We start from the raw sequence: 22,386 nt of genomic DNA, 5'->3' as shown, positions 1-22,386 counted from the left end.
CCATGACGCGCGCCGATAAGGACAAACCGGTCGTTCTCTCTCGCATCTACACCCGCACCGGTGACGACGGCACCACCGCGCTGGTCGACGGGAGCCGTACCGCGAAGACCGACCCCAGGCTCGTCGCCTACGCCGACGTCGAGGAGGCCAACGCCCACCTGGGCCTCGCGCTGTCGTACGGCACGCTGCCGGCCGAGCTGGCCGAGGTGCTGGGCAGGGTGCAGAACGAGCTGTTCGACGTGGGGGCCGACCTGGCGACGCCGGTCGTGGAGAACCCCGAGTTCCCGCCCCTGCGCGTGGAGGCGTCGTACATCACCTGGCTCGAGGAGCAGTGCGATCGCTTCAACGCGGGGCTCAAGCCGCTGCGGAGCTTCATCCTGCCGGGCGGCGATCCCGCCACGGCCGCGCTGCACGTGGCCCGCGTCACCGTACGCCGGGCCGAACGCTCAGCGTGGGCGGCCATCGAGGCGCACGACGACACCAACCCGCTGACCGCGAAATACCTCAACCGCCTGTCGGACCTGCTCTTCATCGCCTGCCGAGTCGCGCACGCCGGCAAGGAGATCCTCTGGAAGCCCGGCGGCACGCGCTGACAGGACCCCTTTCCTGGCCGTCCGGGCGCCTTTCAGCGCCAAGGCGCCCGGACGGCCGGCACTGCCGGGGCTGAAGAGCCGTCCGTCCAGGCGCTTCCAGGGCTCAAGAGCCGTCCGGGCAGACGCTTCCGGGCTCACCGTCCGAGCGGGGTTTCCAGGGCTCAGGCGACGTCCAGATAGGCGCTCGGCGGTGCCGACTCCAGCCAGGCCAGAAAGCCGGTCATCGCGTCGGCGCTCATCGCCAGCGAGATGTTCTGCGTGCTGCCGGAGCAGTCGACGGCGTACAGCCCGCCGTCGATCTCCCTGCGAGCGGATACGACAAGGCCGCGCCTCGCAATAGCGTGACGCGGCCTGAGTCGGACGCCCAGCAGCGGAATCCAGTGGAGCTCACCGTCGGCGTAGCGGGCCACCCCGCTCTGCCAGCCGCGCTCCCCCACGCGCAGCCGACAGGGTACGCTCCCGCGGGCACGGGAGAGCATGACGCCACGAACGACGATGAGGGCGGCAAGTAGCACTACGAGAATCACAACCGTCGCCACCATGCCGCCCCCCTGAGCCCGCTTGATAGGTGCTATTAAACCTCTTCGCCCGCCGCGCGCAGGCGGGCCCTGGCACGCTTGGCCTCGAGGGCCGCGTCGGCGTCCTCCTGGTTGGCCTCGATCGAGGCCTGGGCCCGGTCGAGAGCGTCACGAGCCGCGGCGACGTCGACCTCGGAGCCGAGCTCGGCCACCTCGGCCAGCACGGAGACCTCGTCGTCGGCGACGGAGATGAAGCCCCCGTGCACCGCGGCGACCAGCTCCGGCTCGCCTTCCCGCTTCACGCGCAGCACCCCGCCCTCGACGAGAACGCCGAGCACAGGTGCGTGTTGCGGCATAATACCGATCTCGCCGTCCACGGTCTTGGCAATCACCATGTCGGCCTCGCCCGACCAGATCTCACGCTCGGGTGAGACAACCCCTACGCGTAGCTTCGCCACTTGTGTAGGTTCCTTTCCGATCAGGTGGTGGCACGACACGCATGCCGCGCCACCACCGTGGGGCGATTAGCGACGCTCGAGTTCCTTGGCCTTGGCGATGGCCTGATCGATGCCACCGACCATGAAGAACGCCTGCTCGGGCAGGTGGTCGTACTCACCGGCGCACAGACCCTTGAAGGAGGCGATGGTCTCGTCCAGCGGCACGGTCTCGCCGGGCTGGCCGGTGAAGGCCTCGGCCGCGTACATCGGGTGCGACAGGAAGCGCTCGATGCGGCGGGCGCGCTGAACGATGACCTTGTCCTCCTCGGACAGCTCGTCGATACCGAGGATCGCGATGATGTCCTGGAGCTCGCGGTACTTCTGCAGGATCCGCTTGGTCTCCTGGGCCACCTGGTAGTGCTCCTCGCCCACGATCTGCGGGTCGAGGATCCGGGAGGAGGAGTCGAGCGGGTCCACCGCGGGGTAGATGCCCTTCTCGGAGATGGGCCGCGAGAGCACGGTCTGCGCGTCGAGGTGCGCGAACGCGTTGTGCGGCGCCGGGTCGGTGATGTCGTCCGCGGGGACGTAGATCGCCTGCATGGAGGTGATCGAGTGACCGCGGGTCGAGGTGATGCGCTCCTGGAGCACACCCATCTCGTCGGCCAGCGTGGGCTGGTAACCCACGGCGGACGGCATACGGCCGAGCAGCGTCGAGACCTCGGAACCGGCCTGCGTGAAGCGGAAGATGTTGTCGATGAACAGCAGCACGTCCTGCTTCTGCACATCGCGGAAGTACTCCGCCATCGTCAGCGCCGACAGCGCCACGCGCAGACGGGTGCCCGGCGGCTCGTCCATCTGACCGAAGACGAGCGCGGTGTCCTTGAGAACGCCGGCCTCGGCCATCTCCAGCCAGAGGTCGTTGCCCTCACGGGTGCGCTCGCCCACGCCGGCGAAGCAGGACGTACCACCGAAGTTACGGGCGACGCGGCGGATCATCTCCTGGATGAGCACCGTCTTGCCCACGCCGGCGCCACCGAACAGGCCGATCTTGCCACCCTGCACGTACGGGGTGAGCAGGTCGATGACCTTGATGCCGGTGACCAGCAGCTCCGTGCGGGACTCCAGCTGGTCGAAGGAGGGCGACGGCCGGTGGATCGGCCAGCGCTCCTCGACCTTCAGCGTGGAGGTCGGGACGTCGAGCGTCTCGCCGAGCGCGTTCCACACGTGGCCCTTGACGACGTCGCCCACCGGCACCGAGATCGGGGCGCCGGTGTCGACGACCGCCTGGCCGCGGACCAGGCCGTCGGTGGGCTGCATGGAGATGGCGCGGACGAGGTTGTCACCCAGGTGCTGGGCGACCTCGAGCGTCAGGGTCTTGGTCTCGCCACCGAGGGTCACCTCGACTTTGAGCGCGTTGTAGATGTCGGGCATCGCATCGACGGGGAACTCCACGTCGACGACGGCGCCGGTGACACGTGCCACGCGGCCAGTGCCGGCCGCGGGGGCTTCGGTAGTTTCTACAGCCTCTGCAGTCATTTCACTCTTTCCCCGCTGCGGCGTCAGCGAGCGCGTTGGCGCCACCGACGATCTCGCTGATTTCCTGGGTGATCTCGGCCTGGCGAGCCTGGTTCATCTGCTGGGTGAGCACCCGCATCAGCTCGTTGGCGTTGTCGGTCGCCGACTTCATCGCACGCCGCCGCGCGGCCTCCTCCGAGGCGGCGGACTGCAGCAGCGCCGTGAAGATGCGCGACTCCACGTAGCGCGGCAGCAGCGACTCCAGCACATCGCCGGCGGTCGGTTCGAACTCGAAGTACGGCGGGATCACGGTGGACTCCGTCGCCTCGGTCTCCTCGATCTCCAGCGGGAGGATGCGCTTGACCACGACGTTCTGCGACAGCATCGAGACGAACTCGGTCGAGACGATGTGGATCTCGTCGATGCCGTTGTCGTCCTTGAACGACTCGATCAGCGTGCCGGCGACCTCCTTGGCGTCGGCGTAGGACGGCTTACGGGTGAAGCCGGTCCAGCTGCCGCCCATCTCCCTGTTGCGGAAGGTGTGCCAGGTGACGCCCTTCTGACCGGTCACGAACGGCACGGCCTCGATGCCGCGGCCCTCCAGCAGCCCGCGCAGGGCCTCGGCCTCGCGCAGCACGTTGGCGTTGAAGCCGCCGCAGAATCCGCTGTCGCTGGTGACGATGAGCACGCCCGCCTTGGCGGGGTTCTCCTTCGCCACGATCAGCGGATGGTCGATGCTGGCCGCGTTGCTGACGACGCCCGTGACGGCGCGCGTGATCTCGCGCTCGTACGGCAGCGCCGCCTGCATCCGCTGCTGCGCCCGGACGATCCGTGAAGAGGCGATGAGCTCCTGCGCGCGCGTGATCTTCGCGGTGGACTTCACCGAGTTGATCCGCCGCCGCAGCTGCCTTAGCTGGGCACCCATCTGCTACTTCTTCTCCGCCGGACGGACGACCTTCTTGATCTTCTCCTGGCCGACCTCGTCGGAGGCCAGCGGAGCGACCGGCTCGTCCTTGACCAGCAGCTCACCCGAGGAGGTGGTGAAGCCCTTCTTGAACTCCGTGATGGCGTCCTTCAGAGCGGTCACCGTGTCGTCGGACAGCTCGCCCGTCTCGCGGATGGTGTCGAGGATGCCCTTGTGCGAGGACTGCAGGTAGTCGAGGAACTCGGCCTCGAACCGGCGGATGTCCTCGACCGGCACCTCGTCGAGCTCACCGGTGGTGCCGGACCACACCGACACGACCTGGTGCTCGACGGGGAACGGCTTGTACTGGGGCTGCTTGAGCAGCTCGACCAGTCGCTGACCGCGCTCCAGCTGGGCGAGCGAGGCGGCGTCGAGGTCGGAGGCGAACGCGGCGAACGCCTCCAGGTCGCGGTACTGCGACAGCGACAGCTTCAGCGTACCGGCGACCTTGCGCATGGCCTTGACCTGCGCCGAGCCACCGACGCGGGAGACCGAGATACCGACGTTGATCGCCGGGCGGACACCGGCGTTGAACAGGTCGGTCTCCAGGAAGCACTGGCCGTCGGTGATGGAGATGACGTTGGTCGGGATGAACGCCGACACGTCGTTGCCCTTGGTCTCGATGACCGGCAGACCCGTCATCGAGCCACCGCCCATGTCGTCGGAGAGCTTCGCGCAGCGCTCCAGCAGCCGGGAGTGGAGGTAGAAGACGTCGCCGGGGAAGGCCTCACGGCCCGGCGGGCGACGCAGCAGCAGGGACACGGCGCGGTAGGCGTCGGCCTGCTTGGTCAGGTCGTCGAAGACGATCAGAACGTGCTTGCCCTGGTACATCCAGTGCTGGCCGATGGCCGAACCGGTGTACGGGGCGAGGTACTTGAAGCCGGCCGGGTCGGAGGCCGGGGCGGCGACGATGGTGGTGTACTCCATCGCGCCTGCCTCCTCGAGGCGGGCCCTCACCTGCGCGATCGTCGAGCCCTTCTGGCCGACGGCGACGTAGACGCAGCGGACCTGCTGCTCGGGGTCGCCCGAGAGCCAGCCCTCGCGCTGGTTGAGGATGGTGTCCACGGCGATCGCGGTCTTGCCGGTGCCACGGTCACCGATGATCAGCTGGCGCTGGCCGCGGCCGATCGGCGTCATGGCGTCGATCGCCTTGATGCCGGTCTGCAGCGGCTGCTTCACCGGCTGCCGCTGCACGACGGAGGGGGCCTGCAGCTCGAGGGCGCGGATGCCCTCGGCCTCGATGGCACCCTTGCCGTCGAGCGGGTTGCCCAGGGGGTCGACCACGCGGCCGAGGAAGTTGTCGCCGACGGGCACGGACAGGACCTCGCCCGTCCTGCGGACCGTCTGGCCCTCCTCGATGCCGGCGAACTCGCCCAGGATAACGGCACCGATCTCGCGGGTGTCGAGGTTCAGTGCCAGGCCGCGCGTGCCGTTCTCGAACTCCAGCAGCTCGTTCGCCATCGCCGAGGGAAGGCCGGAGACATGGGCAATGCCGTCGCCGGCGTCGACGACGGTCCCGATCTCCTCGCGCGCGGCGCCTTCCGGTTCGTACGCCTGGACGAAGCGCTCAAGCGCGTCCCGGATCTCGTCCGGCCGGATCGTAAGCTCCGCCATCTCTACTCTGTCTCCCTATTCGCCTAGCCGGCCAACCGGCGGCGGACTTCTTCGATTCGTCCCACAATGGTGGTGTCGATGATCTCGTCGCCGATGCGGACCGAGAACCCACCGAGCACTCGCTTGTCCACCTCGACGTTCAGGTGCACGTCCCGCCCGTACGAGGCGCGCAGCCACGCCGTCAGGCGCTGCTTCTGCGCGTCGGTCAGCTCGACCGCGCTGCGCACCACCGCCACCAGGCGCTGGCGCTGCTGGGCGACCAGTCGGCCGACTTCTTCCAGGCCGGCTTCCAGACTACGTCCTCGCGGATGCACAACGAGCTGCGTGATCAGGCGCAGGCTGGTCGGCGCGACCTTGCCCTCAAGGAGGCTGCGCAGCAGCGCGCGCTTGCCCTCCTCGGGAGCGGACGCGTCGGCGAGCGCCCTGCGCAGGTCGGGGTTGGCGGCGACGATGCGGCCGAAGCGGAAGATCTCGTCCTCCACATCGTCGAGCCTGCGCTGGCTCTCCGCCTCCGCCGCCGCGGCCACGACACCGAGCCGCTCGAGCACGTCGGCCAGGTCGCCCGTACGCGACCAGCGCGCCGAGACCGCGGCCTCGGCCGTGGCCAGGGCGGCCTCGCCGACCTTGCCCTGCAGCAGCGAGCGCAGCACGCCCGCCTTCTGCTCGGCCGGCCTGGCCGGGTCGGACAGGGCACGGCGCAGGCCGTGCTCGCGGTCGAGCAGGTCCGCGATCGCGAACAGCTCGTCAGAGAGCGCGCCGAGGTCGGCGCTGCCCGCGACCGAGTTGAACCGCTCTTCGACCTCGACAAGCGAGGCCCTGCTCAAACCCCTCATCGATCGCTCACCCGCTCCTCGTTCGCCGCGCGGACGCGCACGCCGCGCGCGTGTCCGCTCCGCTCACCGCGGGGGGTTCGCTCCAGCATCAGCGCACCGCCTGCGCGTTGCTGTTCTCCAGCTCGTCGAGGAACCGGTCCACGATGCGGCTCTGGCGGACCTCGTCCTCCAGGGACTCGCCGACGATGCGGCCGGCCAGCTCGGTCGACAGACGGCCGATCTCGGCGCGGAGCTGGGCGAAGGCCGCCTGGCGGTCGGCCTCGATCTGGGCGTGCGCGGCCTCCACGAGACGGCGGGCCTCGGCCTGCGCCTCCTCGCGGAGCTCGGCCTTGATCTGCGCGGCCTGCTCACGCGCCTCCTCGCGCAGCCTGGCGGCCTCGCGACGGGCCTCCTCGAGCTGCTCCTGGTAGCGCTTCTGCAGGGCCTGTGCCTCGGCCTGCGCCTCCTCCGCCCGCTTGATGCCACCCTCGATGGCGTCGGTGCGCTCGGCCAGCGTCTTCTGGATGCGCGGGACGAGCAGCTTGCCGACGACGAGGAAGACGACGAGGAACGCGAAGATACCGACGACGAGCTCGTACTTGTGCGGCATGAGCGGACTCGACTCCGCCGCAAGGAGCGTAGCTGCCTTGATGACCATGTTGCAGCCTTCCGTCAGTTAGGGGCGATCAGATGCCCTGGAAGATGAACGGCGCCACCAGGCCGATCAGGGCGAGGGCCTCGGTGAGGACGAAGCCGAGGAGCATGTTCTGGCGGATCAGGCCGTAAGCCTCCGGCTGGCGGGCGATGGCCTGCACGCCCTGACCGAAGATGATGCCGACGCCGATGCCGGGGCCGATGGCGGCGAGACCGTAACCGATGGCGGTGACGTTGCCGGAGACCTCAGCGAGAACGCTCATTGTTCGTATTCCTTTACTTAACGGCCGGTGGATTGGGTATCACCGGTCATGGACATTCCGTGAGTCGTGCGGTGGTTCTCAGTGCTCCGGGTGGAGCGAGTTGCCGATGTACATCGCCGCCAGCATCGCGAACAGGAAGGCCTGCAGGAACTGGATGAACATCTCGAAGCCGGTCAGGATGATCGTCATCACCACGCCGATCACGCCGACGGGGGCGCCCAGCGGCGTCAGCTTCTCGAACAGGAACCAGAAGCCGACCATGCTGAAGAAGGCCAGCAGCATGTGGCCGGCGAACATGTTCGCGAAGAGTCGGACAGCGTGCGTGAAGGGGGCGATGATGAGGTTCGACAGGAACTCGATCGGGGCAAGCAGGACGTAGATGAACTTCGGCAGCCCCGGAGGGAACATCATGTTCTTGAAGTAGCCGACCGCACCCTGGTGCTTCATGCCGAGGTAGATCTTGAGGATGTAGATCAGACCGGCGAGGACGGCCGGGAAGGCGATGTGCGAGGCCACCGGGAACTGCAGGATGGGGATGACGCCCATGAGGTTCCACAGCAGGACCACGAAGAAGATCGAGACGAGCAGCCCCATCCACTGGTCGGCGTCCTTGCCCAGGAAGGGCCGGGCGACCTGGTCGCGGACGAACATGTAGCCGTACTCGACGACGTTCTGCAGGCCCCTGGGCACGACCTTCGGGTTGCCGAAGGCGCCCCAGCACACGGCGATCACGACGATCGACGTGAGGATCGCGAGCAGGACCGGCTTGGTGAACCAGTCGACACCCGCGATGATGGGGGGCAGGTCGAACAGCTCTTCAGGCGTAGGCGCCCCGAACTGATCGCCATGTGGAGCGAGGACCGTCAGCGCACTCACGCGGCGTTCCCTTCAACGTCGTAGTGGATCACAAGAGTTACCTCGGCGAAGTGATCGCTGCGCCGGGTTAGCGACTGAACTTGCGGTAGGCCAGATAGCCGGCGAGCACAACCCCCAGAACCACGCCTATGGGGAAGAACGCGGACATGTCCAACCACCGGTCCAGCAACCACCCGAGACCGCCGTAGACGGCCATCCCCGCGAGCAGATAGCTGGGGACTGACCACATGGCGTCGGCGAAGTCGCGACCGTCTTCTTCCGGTCGGCGTTCCTGTGCGCTCATCGCGGCCCCGACGATAGCAGGCGGACGGAGGGCTAGTCATATCGGACCCCGCCCGGTCAACAGGGTTCATGAGTCGCCCCTACCAGGCACCCGGGCCTCGGGGTCGACGTACAGCATCTTGGTCTTCATGAAGGCGCGGGCCTCGAAGCCGGTCCACACGAGAGTGCAGATCACCACCGACCATGCGAAAGCGAGCGTGTTCCACGCCGTGGTGTCACGGAACGCGTTGAGCACGACCATGATGACGACGACCTTGACGAGGTAACTCAGCATCGCGGCGATCGCCATCATCTGGGGAGAGATGCGGGCGGCGTACGACACCACCACCACGCTGATGCTGAAGAAGACCCCGACGAGCGCAGTGCCGAGGGCTGCGCCGAGCGCTCCCTTGCCACCTGCCACCACGAGGGACACGAGCACGGCGACCACCCCGACCGCGAGAGTCGGAAGCGCGGCGCTCTTGAGTACGCGCACGTCGTTGGCCTGCATCAATGCTCCATCGGCAAGTTATCAAGCGAGCGTTTGCTACCTCCAGAACCGGTGCATCTGGAGGCCCCTGCTCGTGAAAGATATCACAAGCTCACGGAAGACCGCTTTTACCTGCCGTTTCTAGTTCACGATCATGAACGATGCGGAAATGCGGTGATGACCGCATTGCCGTCTTCTGTCGTTTTTTCCTGAGCGGCGCCGCCCGGCGGCGGCATCTGCCGCCTGACCTGCGGATCTGGAAGGACCGGCGGCATCGGGCCGGTGGGCGGGCCGTCGTCGCCGTCCGGCTCGTCGCCTCGCGGCGCCGGCCGGGAGCCGCCCCTGCCGCGCCAGCGCGGGGCCGCCATCAGCACCAGAACGGCCAGCGCCAGCACGATGAAGACCGGGAACAGCAGCACCGGCACACCCTGGCGGGACATCAGCACCACGACGAAGGCGAACAGGAACGCCCACGCGTACATGATCAGGACCGAGCGGCGCTGCGAGTGACCGATGTCGAGCAGCCGGTGGTGCAGGTGACCGCGGTCGGGCGCGAACGGCGACAGGCCCTGCGACGTGCGCCGCACCACCGCGGTGATCAGGTCGACCAGCGGCAGCACCAGGATCGCGGCCGGCAGGATCAGCGGCAGCAGCACGCCGAACTTGTTCATGTTCTCGATGGCCGCCGGGTCGAGCGGGGTCACCGTGACGATCGACGAGGCCAGCACCAGGCCGATCAGCATGGCGCCCGTGTCGCCCATGAAGATCTTCGCCGGGTGGAAGTTGTGCGGCAGGAAGCCCACGCAGGTGCCGATGAGCACGGCCGCGATGGCGGCGGTCGTGGTGATGTTGCCCACGCTCATGCTCTGCGCGAGGAAGATCGAGTAGGCCCAGGTCGCGAGGGCCGCGATGCCGACGATGCCGGCCGCGAGACCGTCGAGCCCGTCGACGAAGTTGACCGCGTTGATGGTCACCACCACCACCAGGATGGTGATGATCGTGCTGAGCGTGTAGTCGAGGCTGGTCGAGCCGCCCCAGTCCTTCGGCAGCGGGATGTACAGCAAACGCAGGTTGTAGGCAACGAGCACGCCGGCCGCCGCGATCTGCCCGCCGAGCTTGATGAAGGCATCCATGCCCCACCAGTCGTCGAGGAAGCCCGTGACCGTGATGAGGGCGCCGGCCACGATGAGCGCCGTGACCACGTTCGCGTCGTACTCCGACAGCGCCGCGCCGCTGTGCGGCAGCCGGCTCGCGACCAGCAGGCCCACCACCAGGCCGCCGTACATCGCCAAGCCGCCGAGCCTGGGCGTCGGCGTGGTGTGCACATCTCGCTCGCGAACCTCGGGCATGGCGCCGATGCGGATGGCGAAGCGGCGTACCAACGGCACCAGCAGGTAGGTCACCGCCGCTGAGATGAGCGCCATGAACAGGTATTCGCGCACGACCCTAGTTTCCCGGATCCACCGGCCAGCTGTGACCGGAAAACGACACAGACCAGCTTAATATTCGCCGAGATATGGGCGATGTATGGCCAGAAGTGCCGCAACTCTTTCCCTGACCTCCCCCGCCGTGCTCGGCCTGCGCACCGCCGACGCCACCAGCCTGCCCACCTCGGCCAGCTCGTCCTCGCCCATGCCCTGCGTGGTCACGCACGGCGTCCCCACCCTGATGCCCGACGTCACCGCCGGGGGTTCGGGATCGTACGGGACCGCGTTCCTGTTCAGCGTGATCCCCACGGCCGCGCACCTGCGCTCCGCCTCTGCCCCCGTCACGCCCGCCTCGCGCAGGTCGATGAGCGCCAGGTGCGTGTCCGTGCCGCCGGACACCGGCCGCAGCCCCTCCGCCGCGAGCGACGCCGCCAGCGCCCGCGCGTTCGCCACCACCTTCTCCGCGTAACGCGCGAACTCCGGCCGCATCGCCTCGCCGAACGCCACCGCCTTGGCCGCCACCACGTGCATCAGCGGCCCGCCCTGCACGAACGGGAACACCGCCCGGTCGATCCGCCTGGCCAGCTCCGACGTGCACAAGATCGCGCCGCCGCGCGGGCCCCTCAGCGTCTTGTGCGTGGTGAACGTGACGACGTCCGCGTGCGGCACCGCCGACGGGATCGCGCCGCCCGCCATCAACCCGGCAGGATGCGCCACATCGGCCAGCAGCCACGCCCCCACCTCGTCGGCGATGCAGCGGAAAATCGAGTAGTCGATCAACCTCGGGTACGCCGTCGCCCCGCACACGATCAGCTTCGGCCGGCGTCGCAACGCCAGATCGCGCACCTCGTCATAGTCGATCAGTTCGGTGTCGCGACGCACGCCGTACGACACCACGTCGAACCAGCGTCCCGAGAAATTCACCTTCGAGCCGTGCGTCAGATGGCCGCCGTGCGGCAGCGCCATCGCCAGCATCGTGTCGCCCGGCTGCAGCAGCGCCGCGTACGCGGCAAGGTTCGCCGACGCCCCCGAATGAGGCTGCACGTTCGCGTGCTCCGCCCCGAACAACCTCCTGGCCCGCTCCACCGCCAGGTGCTCCGCCCGGTCCACGACCTCGCAACCACCGTAATAACGCCGGCCCGGATAGCCCTCGGCGTACTTGTTGGTCAACGTGGAGCCCAGGGCGGCCAGCACCGCGGGCGAGGTGAAATTCTCACTGGCGATGAGCTGGATGCCGCCGCGCACCCGGTCCAGCTCGTCGAGCAGCACCTGCGCGATCTCGGGATCGCGCTCCCGCAGCAGCCCGAAGTCCGGGCCGTAGTAGGGCTCCGCACCCATTTCCCCACTGTACGACCGGATGTCCGTTTTTCCCATACACGATGGCTGCCCCGAAAACCGCCCTCATGACAACCCACCCCACCCCCGCTCGCCTCGTCCGGCACCGCCCACTCGGCGCTGCCCCGGCCCCGCTTGCCTCGTCCGGCACCGCCTCACCCGGCGTTGCCCTGCCCCGGTGCTGTCCCACCTGCCGCCACCCGACCACCGGCAGTCCCCCACCCGCAACACGCCTATCGGCAGCTCAGACCGGCCACCGGGCTCACGACCGCTGCGCCCTCCGGCCGCCCCGCACGTGACGGGCGTCCGGATCCTTCGCACCGCGCTGAACTCCTGCCCGCGCAGGGGGCACGCGGAAGATGCAGGGGACGCGGCTTCCGTTGGAGGCGCGGGATGTACGGCCGTTCGTCGAAGGCGCGAGAGGCGTACCCGCCGAAGGCGCGGCCATCGGCGAAGGCTCGAAGGCGGTGGGCCCGCCAGCGGTGTGGTGGGTGTCCCCCGCCTGGTGGTGGGTGTGCCCCCGCGTGCCTGTCCGAGCCGGTTGCCTGCGGGTCAGGACGGGTAGGCGTGGGGGGCGTTGGCGGTGGTCGGGAGCCAGCGCGGGGTGTCGGCGGCCTCGTCGCTGATCGTGGTCAGCACGGCGTGCCGGTAGAGGGCCAGGCGGTTGCGCCACTCCCTGATGTCCTCGACGTAGCGCTTCCCCACCGGCGCGTCCCACGTCTGGGGGCTCGTCGCCAGCTGGTACGCCTTGTCCAGCACGGTCCTGAGCTCATCGAGCTGCGGCTTGACCGTCTGCCAGGCGACGACCAGGCGTTCGTAGTCGGGGTTGAAGCGCCAGGCGCGCTGCGGGTCCTCGAGCGGGCCGGTGGTGTTGATCGGGGGCGTCTCGTGAGGCCCCTTCGGCTTGGGTGCCGGCGGGTCGACGTACATCACGCTCTCCTCTCCGGGGCCACCGCACCGGGCGGGCCGTCCGGCCTGATGTCCTCGGGGGCCCAGGCTCCCTTGCCGTACTCGCCGGGCGGGACCTGCACGGACGGCATCTCCTGGGGCCGGATGTCGCGGTGGTGGTCGATCACGGTCCCGATGGCCTCCAGGTCCGGCGGACGTACGTCGATCGACACGACCTCGTCCCCGTCACCCGCCCGTCCGCCGCCGTGCCGGCCGGCCGTGGTGTCCTGGCCGGGTTCGACGTCGTACGCGATCAGCACGTCGTACGCACCGGCCCCGCGGTGTTGGCCGGCACCCTCGCTGTCCCGTCCCAGAGCGTCGTAGACCGCCTCCGCCCCGTGACCGACCCCTTGACCTGCGCCGAGGCCGTAATTCGCCTCCTGGGCCACCACGGAGCCGTACCCGGTGCCCGTCGCGGCCCCGGCCCCTGCACCAGAGCCCGGTACCGGGTCCGAGCCCGGTACCGCCCCGGCCCCTGCGCCCGCTCCCGACGCCGTGCCGGACCCCGCGTTCGAGTCCGGTGCCGTTGCGGAGCCCGCGTTGGAGCCCTGTCCTGTCCCGTTCTGGCCGCTTCCCTGCGGTGCGCCACCGGTCCCTCGGTCGGACGTTGTGCCCGGAGGGTCGGTGGCGGTGCCGTTGGGGGGTTCGACGGACGGGTTGGTCGGCGGGATCGTGACGGGCCTGCCCCGGCCATCCGCACTCTGGCCGTCAGCCCCGGCACCGACACCCTGACCACCCGGCTCGCCTCGTCCCCCGCCCCCATCGGCACCCTGACCCCCGCCACCCGCACCCCGATCTCCACTCCCACCACCAACGCCCTGCTCGCCACCCCGGCCGGCGCCCTGCTCACCGGACCCGGTCCCGCCAGTCCCCCGGTTTCCCGTCCCTGCGTCGCCTGTGCCGCCATCGCCGGTCCCGCCGCCACCAGCCGACCGATCCCCGTTGCCAGTGCCATCGGCGCCGCGATCGCCGGTCGCACTGCCGCCGGTTCCCTGCTCTCCGGCCCCTGCGCCGCCAGAACCCTGGCCGCCGCTCGGCCGGTCGCCGGTCCCCTGATCGCCGGCACCCGCACTACCGGAACCCTGACCACCTCGGTCCCCGGTGCCCGTGCCGCGGTCGCCTGGGGCTTGGTCGGTGCCGGGCTGGTTGCCTGCGGGTGGGGTGGCGTCCTTGGCGGGCGGGCACGTTCCGTCGGATTGGGTGCCGTTCGCGGTGTCGGCGGTGGACATGTCCGTGGGTGGATAGCCGCCCGTCACCGCTCCTGGAGACGCGCTTCCTGCCGCACCTGCCACCGACGTCACGTGGCCGTCCCCCGCAAAACCGCCTGAGGCCGCTTCGACGGGCGGGAGCGTACGCACGGGATCCGCCCCGCCGGCCGGGTTGCCGGGGTCGATCGAGCCCGCTGGGCCGTCGGGACGGATGGCGCGTTCGGCCCACTCGCCCCTGCCGTACTCGCCCGCCGGGGCCTGCACGCCGGGCATGTCCTGGGGTGCGATGTTCCGGTGGTCGTCGACGATCGTCTGGTACGCGTCCACGTCCGGGCGGCGGGCCTCGGCCGAGACGACGTCGCTGCCGTCGTTCGCGTAGCCGTTGGCGTTCGCGGTGCCGGTCGAGGTGTTCCCGGTGCCGGTCGAGGTGGACGAGCCGTCGTTCGGCGGAAGGGTGACGTTCTCGGCGCCGACCTTCGGCATCTCCGCCGGTTGGACCTTGTCGGGGTTGCGCAGCATGTCCTCGATGACCGCGGCGGACGGCGGGTCGAGCGGCACCTGCAGCACCTTGACGCCGTCGACCACCACGACCTGCGGCTTGCTCGCGTCCTGACCGTCCCCGACGGGCTGACCGGTCGCCGTCCCATCGCTGGACGTCCCGTCGCTGGAAGTGCCGTTGTCCGAGCCGCCGCTGCCCGTGGTTCCGTCGCCGCTTGTGCCGGTGCCCGTGTCCCGGGTGCCGGCGTCGGTGCCCCGGTCGCGGCGGCTGTCCAGACCGTCGTCCTTGGGCTGATCAGCGGCTTGGTCGCCGGTCCTGCCGTCGCCGCCGGTCCCCGTGTCCCGGCCGGTCGAACCGTCCCGGCCCGTCGAACCGTCCTGGCCGGTTCCGGTGTCACGGCCGGTGTTGCCGCCCTGGTCGGGGCGGGTGCCTTGGTCCGGGCGCCGGTTCTGGTCGTTCTCGCAACGCTCACCGCCGGCATCCGGCTTGTCGCCCGTGCCCGGTTTCCCGTCCGTGCCCGGCTTCCCGTCCGTGCCCGGCTTGTCGCCGACGTCAGGCTTGTTCCCGACACCCGGCTTGTCACCGGTGCCCGGTTTCTCACCCGAGTCCGACCGCCCGTTGGAGTCCGGCTTCCCGTTGGAGTCATGACGCTCCCCGGCGTCGGGCTTGCCACTGCCCTCGGGCTTGCCGCTCGCATCGGGCTTCTCGTCGGGGACGCCGGGCTTGGCAGGCTTCGCGTCCGGCTTGTCCGCAGGGGCGTCGGGCTTCGCGGGCTTGTCGTCGGGCTTGTCGTCAGGCGCGCCGGACCTCGCAGGCTTGTCGTCGGGCTTCTCGTCGGAGGCGCCGGACCTCGCAGGCTTGTCGTCGGGCTTCTCGTCGGAGGCGCCGGGCCTCGCGGGCTTGTCACTGGGCTTCTCGTCGGGGACGCCGGGCTTGGCGGGTTTCGCGGAGTCGTCGCCGGCGGTGCCCGAGCCCGTCTTCGGCGGGTCCACCCGCTTCTCCAGCGTGGCCAGCCGCTTGTTGACGTCGCGCACCATCACGTCGATCGCGTCGGCGACCTGCACGGGACGGTGCGTGGTCTGCGTGGGCAGTCCGGCCTGGTGCATGGCGTTGCGGACCCGCTGTTCGGTGGTACGCATCCGCGTCGCCGCCCGCTGCACCTCGGCCAGCAGGTCACGGACCAGCTTGGGGTCCATGCCGTCGTACTTGCCCATGCGCCACTCCCCGACGTCTAGCCGCTCCGCGCCTCACGTAACCACGGCGAGAGCGGCTTGGCAGCCGGAATAAGCAGCGGGTATACGACCTAATCGTCGGTGGCGACGTAACCGATGACGCCGCGCAGCTTCTCCACCGGGATGGCCCCGCGCCGCAACAGGCGGGGGACGGCGGTGGTGAGGTCGAGGATGGTGGACGGGGTGTTGTCGGTGCTCTTGCCGCCGTCGAGATAGACCTCGACGGCGTCGCCGAGCTGCTCTTCGGCCTCGGCGACGGTGGTGGCGGCGGGCGAGCCCGACCGGTTGGCGCTGGAGACGGCCATGGGCCCGGTCTCCTTGAGCAGGTCGAGCGCGACGGGGTGGAGCGGCATGCGTACGGCGACCGTCCCCTTCGTGTCGCCCAGGTCCCACGACAGGGCCCTGTTGGCCTTGCAGATGAGCGTCAGCGGCCCCGGCCAGAAGGCGTCGATGAGGTCCTGCCCGTACGGCCCCAGGTCATCGACGAGTGCGGTGGCGGCGCGCACGGTGCCGACCAGCACCGGCGGCGGCATGTCACGCCCGCGCCCCTTGGCCTCGAGCAGCTTGGCGACCGCCTCCGGCGTGAAGGCGTCGGCGCCGATGCCGTAGACGGTGTCGGTGGGCAGCACCAGCAGGTCGCCACGGCGTACGGCGGCCGCGGCCTCCATCAGCCCGATCTGCCGCTGGTCGGGGTCGGAGCAGTCAAAACGTCGTCCCACGGTTGGTAAGCCTCGCTCCGCTCAGCGGTGAACGGCGCTGACGAGGCGCCCTCCTTCCTCCACGTACGGTCGCCGCGGCACCCCGGCGGTCAGGAGCAGGCAGCGCCGTTTCGCCTGCATCCTAGTCCTGGCCCAGCCTGGCCGTGACGAAGCGGTCTCGTCTGGTGAGGTCCTGCCGCAAACGGACGTCGCGCCAGCCGTGATCCTCGGGGAACGTCAGGTAGACGGCCCTGCCCTGCTCGTCGGCGTGCTCGACGGCGACCCAGCCGCCGGGCCGCAGCAGCCGGCGCGCGGTGCGCTCGACGGCGCGCACCTCGCCGAGCCCGTCCTCACCTGAGCCGTAGAGGGCTCTGGAGGGGTCGTAGTCGCGCACCTCGGGGTCGCGTGGGATGGAGCCCGGCGGGATGTAGGGCGGGTTGGAGATGACGAGGTCCACCTTGCCGTTGAGCTCGGGCAGCGCCTCGGCGAGGTCTTCGGGGTGCAGGTGGGTGCGCCCCTGGCCGAGCTCGGAGATGTTGCGCTTGGCCCACGTGTACGCCTCGGGATCGACCTCCACGGCGTGCACCTCGGCCAGCGCCACCTCCTGGGCGATGGACAGCGCGATGGCGCCGGATCCGGTGCCGAGGTCGACGACGAGGGGCGCGGTGACGTCCATCGCGCGCAGCGTCTCGATGGCCCAGCCGACCATCACCTCGGTCTCCGGCCGCGGCACGAACACACCGGGGCCGACGGCCAGCTCCAGGTAGCGGAAGTAGGCGTGGCCGGTGATGTGCTGCAGGGGCTCGCGGGCCTCGCGCCTGGCGATGCCCTCCCAGAACAGCGCGTCGAAGTCGGAGTCTTTGACGGTGTGCAGCTCGCTTCTGCGCACACCGTGGACGAATGCCGCGATCTCCTCTGCGTCGGTGCGCGGCGAAGGAACGCCTGCCTCGGCGAGCCGGGCGGTGGCGAGCGCGATCTCGTCCAGCAGCAGTGTCATGAGTGTTGTGCGAGCTTCTCCGCCATCTCGGCGTCGATGAGGGCCTGGGTGACGGCGTGGAGCTCGCCGTCGAGAACCTGGTCGAGGTTATACGCCTTGAAGCCGACGCGGTGGTCGGAGATGCGGTTTTCCGGGAAGTTGTACGTGCGGACACGCTCGGAGCGGTCGACGGTGCGGACCTGCGACTTGCGCTCCGCCTGGGCGGCGGCCTCCGCTTCCTCCTGCGCCATGGCGAGCAGCCGGGCGCGCAGGATGCGCATGGCCGACTCCTTGTTCTGGAGCTGGCTCTTCTCGTTCTGGCAGGAGACGACGACGCCGGTGGGGATGTGGGTGATGCGGACCGCGGAGTCGGTGGTGTTGACGCTCTGGCCGCCGGGACCGCTGGAGCGATAGACGTCGATGCGCAGATCGTTGGGGTCGATCTGGACGTCGACCTCCTCCGCCTCCGGGTAGACGAGCACGCCCGCCGCGCTGGTGTGGATGCGGCCCTGTGACTCGGTGACGGGCACCCTCTGCACGCGGTGGACGCCGCCTTCGTACTTCAGCCGGGACCACACGCCCTCTTCGCCCTTGGCGCGGATGCCGACCGTGACGTCTTTGTAGCCGCCGAGGTCGGACGGCTGGGCGTCGATGATCTCGGTCTTCCAGCCGAGCCGCTCGGCGTAGCGGAGGTACATCCGCAGCAGGTCGCCGGCGAACAGCGCGGACTCCTCGCCGCCCTCGCCCGCCTTGATCTCCATGATGATGTCCTTGTCATCGTTGGGATCGCGCGGGATGAGCAGGTGGCGCAGCCGCTCTTCGAGCTGCGGGATGCGCGCTTCGAGCTCGGCGGCCTCGGCCGCGAACGCTTCGTCCTCGCCGGCCAGCTCCTTGGCGGCCGTCAGGTCTTCGCGGACCGACTCGAGCTCGCGGTAGGTGGCGATGATGGGAGTGAGCTGGGAGTAGCGCTTGCCAAGCGTGCGGGCCTTCTGCTGATCGGCGTGCACGGCGGGGTCGGCGAGCTGCGACTCCAGCTCGGAATACTCCTTGAGCAACTCGTCGAGGTTCACCGCGGGTCCTTTGTGTTTCGAGGTTCGGGCTCTTCACCAACAACGCCGACCCGGCGCACGCGTGTGCGTCCGGGCCGGCGTACGTGGAGCTACTTGCCCGTGGACTTCTTGCCGAAGCGCTGCTCGAAACGGGCCACCCGGCCGCCGGTGTCGAGGATCTTCTGCTTGCCCGTGTAGAACGGGTGGCAGGCCGAGCACACGTCGGCGTGGATCACGCCGTTCTTCGCCGTGCTGCGGGTGACGAAGGTGTTGCCGCAGGAGCAGGAGACCTGCGTCACGTGGTAGTCAGGGTGGATGTCGGGCTTCATTGCTGTCCTTTCGGGGTGCGGCCGCCGGGTCGCCTTCACGCATGGCGTGAACCGGAGCCGCGAAATGGTCAGCTACCAGTGTGCCAGATCGTGAAACCATCCCAGGCCATCGCGCATTCCCCGCTCCCCTGATCAAAGGGCCGCGCGGGGAGCGCACGAGGTCCGGGCGCGGCGCCATGCTCGGGCCGGCAGCGGGAACGTACGGAAACCGGCTGCGGAAGCACGTGCGACCCCGGCCGTGCGGGGCCGGAAGCGGGATCACCTGCGGACCGACCGTGCGGGCCGCAAGCGAGATCACGTGCGGGCCGATCTCGGACACGCGTGAGGGGTGGCGGATGGCCCGCCACCCCTCACGACGCGCGCGCTAGCCGCGGTCGTTGCTCACCGTGGTCGTCTGGACCTGCAGGAGGAACTCCGCGTTGGACTTGGTCTCCTTCATCTTCTCCAGGAGCAGCTCCAGCGCCTGCTGCATGTCGAGCGCGTGCAGCACCCTGCGCAGCTTCCAGACGATCTGCAGCTCCTCCTTGGCCATGAGGATCTCTTCCTTACGCGTGCCGGACGCGTCGACGTCGACCGCGGGGAAGATGCGCTTGTCGGCCAGGGACCGGTTGAGCTTGAGCTCCATGTTGCCGGTGCCCTTGAACTCTTCGAAGATGACCTCGTCCATCTTCGACCCGGTCTCGACCAGGGCCGTGGCGAGGATCGTCAGCGAGCCGCCGTTCTCGATGTTGCGGGCGGCGCCGAAGAAGCGCTTGGGCGGGTAGAGCGCCGTGGAGTCGACACCACCCGACAGGATGCGCCCGGACGCGGGGGCCGCGAGGTTGTAGGCGCGGCCGAGCCGGGTGATCGAGTCGAGCAGGACGACGACGTCGTGGCCCAGCTCCACCAGGCGCTTGGCCCGCTCGATGGCGAGCTCGGCGACCGTGGTGTGGTCTTCGGCGGGACGGTCGAAGGTCGAGTGGATGACCTCGCCCTTGACCGACCGCTGCATGTCGGTGACCTCTTCAGGCCGCTCGTCCACGAGCACGACCATGAGGTGGCACTCGGGGTTGTTGCGGGTGATCGCGTTGGCGATCGCCTGCAGCACCATCGTCTTACCGGCCTTGGGCGGCGAGACGATGAGGCCGCGCTGGCCCTTGCCGATGGGCGAGACCAGGTCGATGATCCTCGTGGTGAGGACGTTGGGCTCGGTCTCCAGGCGCAGGCGCTCCTGCGGGTAGAGCGGCGTCAGCTTGTTGAAGTCGGGCCGGTTGCGGGCCTGCTCCGGGTCCATGCCGTTGACGGTGTCGAGGCGGACCAGGGCGTTGAACTTCTCGCGGCGCTCGCCCTCGCGCGGCTGGCGCACGGCGCCGGTGATGACGTCGCCCTTGCGCAGGCCGTGGCGGCGGATCTGGGAGAGCGAGACGTAGACGTCGTTGCTGCCGGGCAGGTAGCCGCTCGTCCTGACGAACGCGTAGTTGTCGAGGATGTCGAGGATGCCGGCGATCGGGATGAGGACGTCGTCCTCGTTGATGACGGGCTCGCCGCTGTCGTAGCGGTCGCGGCCGCGTCCGCGGTTGCGCTCCCTGAAACGTCCCCTGCGGCTGCGCCCGCTGCGCTCTTCCTCCTCGCCGCGCTGCTCGGTGCGCTGCTCGGAACGGCTGCCGGACTCGGCCGCGGCGGCGCGCTCGCGCTGGTCGCCGCGACCCCCATCGCGGCCTCCCTCGCTGCTGCGCTCACCGTTACGGTCGCCGCCCCGCTCGCGGCGCTCACCGCGGCTGCGGCGCTCGCGACGGCTCTCGCCGCGCTCGGAGCGCGACTCGCCCTGGCCGGCCTCGGTGGGCTGCGACTGCTGCTCCACGACGGGCTCCGCCGGGGCCGCGGCGACCGGCTCCGGCGCGCTGGCCGCGGGCTCGGGCGCGGCTGCGGCGGGCTGCTGCGCGGGTTCTTCCGTGGTGGTCTTGGCGCGGGAACGTTCCCTGCGCGTACGGGTGGGTCGCTCGGCCGCGGGCGCCTCCGCAGGAGCGGCCGCGGGGGCCTCGGCCACCGTCGCGGCCTGCGCTGCGCCTTCTCCGGAACCGCCACCCTGCTTCTCCTGGATGGCCGCGATGAGCTGGCTCTTCCGCATGCGCCCGGTCCCGCTGATGCCCAGCTCCGCTGCGATCTTCTGCAGCTCGGGCAGCACCTTGGCGGACAGGCCGGTGCCGGAGCGACGCGCACGCGGCTTGGCCGCTGCGCGGGTGGGGGTGTCGCCGGACGCCGGCTCAGCGCCTGATGCGTCGGAGAGGAGTTCGGTGGTGTCGCTCAACTAAAAGGTCCTTCCCAGGGGTCGGGCGCCGGATTTGTTCTTCCGGGCGTCCCGGAGGTGCTTGCGATCCGGCGGGACAGACCGGGTCGGGGTGCACTCTGCGATCTTCGGCTGTCGCTTGAGACGGCCGCCACTCTTGGGGAGGGGTTCGTCAACGCCGCCGATGGCCCTTGGCGCGTGACTGACACCCCCCAGATTGCTGTCGCCAACCAGATGTCGAGATGATTCGAACGCGCAGGTCCCCGTCGTCGCCACCTCGCGTTGCGCCAACCGGGTGTGGGCCAACCGGAGGCAACGGATTCCGGGGAGACAGCCGCGCTGCCCACGCCTCGCGACGTGAAGCATGATGCAGCGATGTATGGCTGACAAGCACGCACCCACCAAGGGGGCATCTGGTGCGGCTATCAGCCTAACATCACCAGCGCACACGGCTATTCCCTGAAGGTCTAAAGAGGTTTCAGCGTGTCTCGGGGAACTGAACGTTCGCACCGACCGGGTCGACGTCCATTTGCTGGATGTGCCAGTCATTACCCACTTCTGGCGCGATCAAATCCTGCGAATCCGATGACGAAAACGCAAGGACCGTGGGACCCGCTCCCGAAACGACCGCAGGCACGCCCACTGCACGGAGACGTTCTACCAGATCCGCGCTCTGCCGCATGGCAGGCGCGCGGTATTGCTGATGGAGCCGATCTTCTGTGGCGGCGAGCAACAGCCCGCGCTCTGGCCGCTGGGTCAGCGCGGCGATCAGCAGCGCGGCCCGGCCGGCGTTGAAGGAGGCGTCCTCGTGGGGCACGTCCTTCGGCAGCAGCCCCCGTGCGGCCTCCGTGGACAGCCGCGTCGAAGGGACGCAGACCACCGGACGGATGCGCTGGTCGGGGACCAATTTCAGCCTATGCGGCCGCCCGGTGTGGTCGGACCACGCGACGGTCAGCCCACCGGAAAGACAGGGCGCCACATTGTCGGGATGCCCTTCCATCTCCGTGGCCAGCGCGTAGACGTCGTCGTCGCTCAATGCGGTCTGCGGCAGGTCGGGACCTGCCAGGGCGCGCGCGGCGAGAATGCCGGCGCACACCGCCGCCGACGACGACCCGAGCCCCCGTGCGTGCGGGATGCGGTTACGGCAGTGCAGGCGTATGCCCTCCGGCTGAGGCACTCCCATGCGGTCGAACGCCACCCGCATGGCCTTGACGACCAGATGCCCCTCGCCGGTGTCGACCTCCCCCGCCCCCTCGCCCTCCACGACGACGTGGACGCCGCGCTCCCCGGTGAGCGTGGCCGTGACCTCGTCGTGGAGGCTCAGCGCGAGCCCGAGCGCGTCGTAACCCGGCCCCAGGTTGGCCGACGTCGCGGGCACGCGGATGTCAACGGTCCTCATTCGTTCACTTTTCCTCGTACTCC

At 69.6% G+C, this 22,386-nt stretch carries 22 protein-coding genes; 1 reads left to right on the top strand and 21 read right to left on the bottom strand.

Going from position 1 to position 22,386, the window contains the following annotated elements; genetic code table 11:
* The first annotated feature begins 2 nt into the window (after nt 1-2).
* Nucleotides 3-593 carry a cob(I)yrinic acid a,c-diamide adenosyltransferase gene (locus tag AB0K67_RS18475; RefSeq protein ID WP_364060982.1) on the top strand — a complete coding sequence of 197 codons (591 nt, stop codon included), beginning with the start codon at nt 3-5 and terminating at the stop codon, nt 591-593.
* A 161-nt stretch (nt 594-754) separates the two neighbouring features.
* Here the strand turns inward: AB0K67_RS18475 and AB0K67_RS18470 are convergent, their stop codons facing one another.
* The 21 genes from AB0K67_RS18470 to thrB all read right to left on the bottom strand — a co-directional run bounded on the left by AB0K67_RS18470 (nt 755) and on the right by thrB (nt 22,363).
* Nucleotides 755-1,135: a DUF2550 domain-containing protein gene (locus tag AB0K67_RS18470; RefSeq protein ID WP_364060979.1), complete on the bottom strand. Its 381-nt coding sequence runs from the start codon at nt 1,133-1,135 to the stop codon at nt 755-757.
* A gap of 32 nt (nt 1,136-1,167) precedes the next feature.
* The gene (locus AB0K67_RS18465) at nt 1,168-1,569 is read right to left on the bottom strand and encodes a F0F1 ATP synthase subunit epsilon (protein WP_127940234.1); all 402 of its coding nucleotides are present in this window, start codon (nt 1,567-1,569) and stop codon (nt 1,168-1,170) included.
* 66 nt (nt 1,570-1,635) lie between these two features.
* A complete protein-coding gene (gene atpD, locus AB0K67_RS18460; RefSeq protein ID WP_364060975.1) occupies nt 1,636-3,084 on the bottom strand; it encodes a F0F1 ATP synthase subunit beta in 1,449 nt (482 codons plus the stop codon).
* Nucleotide 3,085: 1 nt separating this feature from the next.
* Entirely contained in the window at nt 3,086-3,988 is a 903-nt protein-coding gene (locus tag AB0K67_RS18455) for a F0F1 ATP synthase subunit gamma (RefSeq protein WP_364060972.1), read from the bottom strand.
* Nucleotides 3,989-3,991: 3 nt separating this feature from the next.
* The gene (gene atpA, locus AB0K67_RS18450; protein WP_364060969.1) at nt 3,992-5,641 is read right to left on the bottom strand and encodes a F0F1 ATP synthase subunit alpha; all 1,650 of its coding nucleotides are present in this window, start codon (nt 5,639-5,641) and stop codon (nt 3,992-3,994) included.
* Between the two features lie 23 nt (nt 5,642-5,664).
* Nucleotides 5,665-6,474 (bottom strand): F0F1 ATP synthase subunit delta, encoded by an 810-nt coding sequence (locus AB0K67_RS18445; protein ID WP_364060966.1) that lies wholly within the window; start codon nt 6,472-6,474, stop codon nt 5,665-5,667.
* An 88-nt stretch (nt 6,475-6,562) separates the two neighbouring features.
* Nucleotides 6,563-7,111 (bottom strand): F0F1 ATP synthase subunit B, encoded by a 549-nt coding sequence (locus tag AB0K67_RS18440; RefSeq protein ID WP_364060963.1) that lies wholly within the window; start codon nt 7,109-7,111, stop codon nt 6,563-6,565.
* A gap of 28 nt (nt 7,112-7,139) precedes the next feature.
* Nucleotides 7,140-7,370, bottom strand: a complete 231-nt coding sequence (atpE, locus tag AB0K67_RS18435; protein WP_138666586.1) for an ATP synthase F0 subunit C — start codon at nt 7,368-7,370, stop codon at nt 7,140-7,142.
* 78 nt (nt 7,371-7,448) lie between these two features.
* Entirely contained in the window at nt 7,449-8,246 is a 798-nt protein-coding gene (atpB, locus tag AB0K67_RS18430; protein WP_364060960.1) for a F0F1 ATP synthase subunit A, read from the bottom strand.
* 67 nt (nt 8,247-8,313) lie between these two features.
* Nucleotides 8,314-8,529, bottom strand: coding sequence for an AtpZ/AtpI family protein (locus AB0K67_RS18425; protein WP_355429926.1), 216 nt, complete (start codon nt 8,527-8,529; stop codon nt 8,314-8,316).
* Between the two features lie 66 nt (nt 8,530-8,595).
* Nucleotides 8,596-9,018, bottom strand: coding sequence for a hypothetical protein (locus AB0K67_RS18420; protein ID WP_364060956.1), 423 nt, complete (start codon nt 9,016-9,018; stop codon nt 8,596-8,598).
* 131 nt (nt 9,019-9,149) lie between these two features.
* Nucleotides 9,150-10,439: an undecaprenyl/decaprenyl-phosphate alpha-N-acetylglucosaminyl 1-phosphate transferase gene (locus AB0K67_RS18415; RefSeq protein WP_364060953.1), complete on the bottom strand. Its 1,290-nt coding sequence runs from the start codon at nt 10,437-10,439 to the stop codon at nt 9,150-9,152.
* 57 nt (nt 10,440-10,496) lie between these two features.
* Nucleotides 10,497-11,762 (bottom strand): serine hydroxymethyltransferase, encoded by a 1,266-nt coding sequence (glyA, locus tag AB0K67_RS18410; RefSeq protein ID WP_364060950.1) that lies wholly within the window; start codon nt 11,760-11,762, stop codon nt 10,497-10,499.
* Between the two features lie 549 nt (nt 11,763-12,311).
* Nucleotides 12,312-12,689: a hypothetical protein gene (locus AB0K67_RS18405; protein ID WP_364060947.1), complete on the bottom strand. Its 378-nt coding sequence runs from the start codon at nt 12,687-12,689 to the stop codon at nt 12,312-12,314.
* Nucleotides 12,689-15,628 carry a hypothetical protein gene (locus AB0K67_RS18400; protein WP_364060944.1) on the bottom strand — a complete coding sequence of 980 codons (2,940 nt, stop codon included), beginning with the start codon at nt 15,626-15,628 and terminating at the stop codon, nt 12,689-12,691. The genes AB0K67_RS18405 and AB0K67_RS18400 overlap by 1 nt, the downstream gene beginning before the upstream one ends.
* A gap of 89 nt (nt 15,629-15,717) precedes the next feature.
* Nucleotides 15,718-16,365 (bottom strand): L-threonylcarbamoyladenylate synthase, encoded by a 648-nt coding sequence (locus tag AB0K67_RS18395; RefSeq protein ID WP_364060941.1) that lies wholly within the window; start codon nt 16,363-16,365, stop codon nt 15,718-15,720.
* Between the two features lie 121 nt (nt 16,366-16,486).
* Complete coding sequence (gene prmC, locus AB0K67_RS18390) at nt 16,487-17,341, bottom strand: peptide chain release factor N(5)-glutamine methyltransferase (protein WP_364060938.1); 855 nt, start codon at nt 17,339-17,341, stop codon at nt 16,487-16,489.
* Complete coding sequence (gene prfA, locus AB0K67_RS18385; RefSeq protein ID WP_364060935.1) at nt 17,338-18,390, bottom strand: peptide chain release factor 1; 1,053 nt, start codon at nt 18,388-18,390, stop codon at nt 17,338-17,340. Before prfA ends, prmC begins: the two co-directional genes overlap by 4 nt.
* An 89-nt stretch (nt 18,391-18,479) precedes the next feature.
* Nucleotides 18,480-18,698 carry a 50S ribosomal protein L31 gene (gene rpmE, locus AB0K67_RS18380; protein ID WP_364060932.1) on the bottom strand — a complete coding sequence of 73 codons (219 nt, stop codon included), beginning with the start codon at nt 18,696-18,698 and terminating at the stop codon, nt 18,480-18,482.
* Nucleotides 18,699-19,062: 364 nt separating this feature from the next.
* A complete protein-coding gene (gene rho, locus AB0K67_RS18375; RefSeq protein WP_364060929.1) occupies nt 19,063-20,985 on the bottom strand; it encodes a transcription termination factor Rho in 1,923 nt (640 codons plus the stop codon).
* 457 nt (nt 20,986-21,442) lie between these two features.
* A complete protein-coding gene (gene thrB, locus AB0K67_RS18370; protein ID WP_364060926.1) occupies nt 21,443-22,363 on the bottom strand; it encodes a homoserine kinase in 921 nt (306 codons plus the stop codon).
* Nucleotides 22,364-22,386 lie beyond the last annotated feature (23 nt).

It is taken from the genome of Nonomuraea sp. NPDC052634, from assembly GCF_040678535.1.
Classification (GTDB): domain Bacteria; phylum Actinomycetota; class Actinomycetes; order Streptosporangiales; family Streptosporangiaceae; genus Nonomuraea; species Nonomuraea fastidiosa.
The sequence above is the reverse complement of the archived record's forward strand: the minus strand, read 5'-3'. Positions and strand labels throughout refer to the sequence as shown.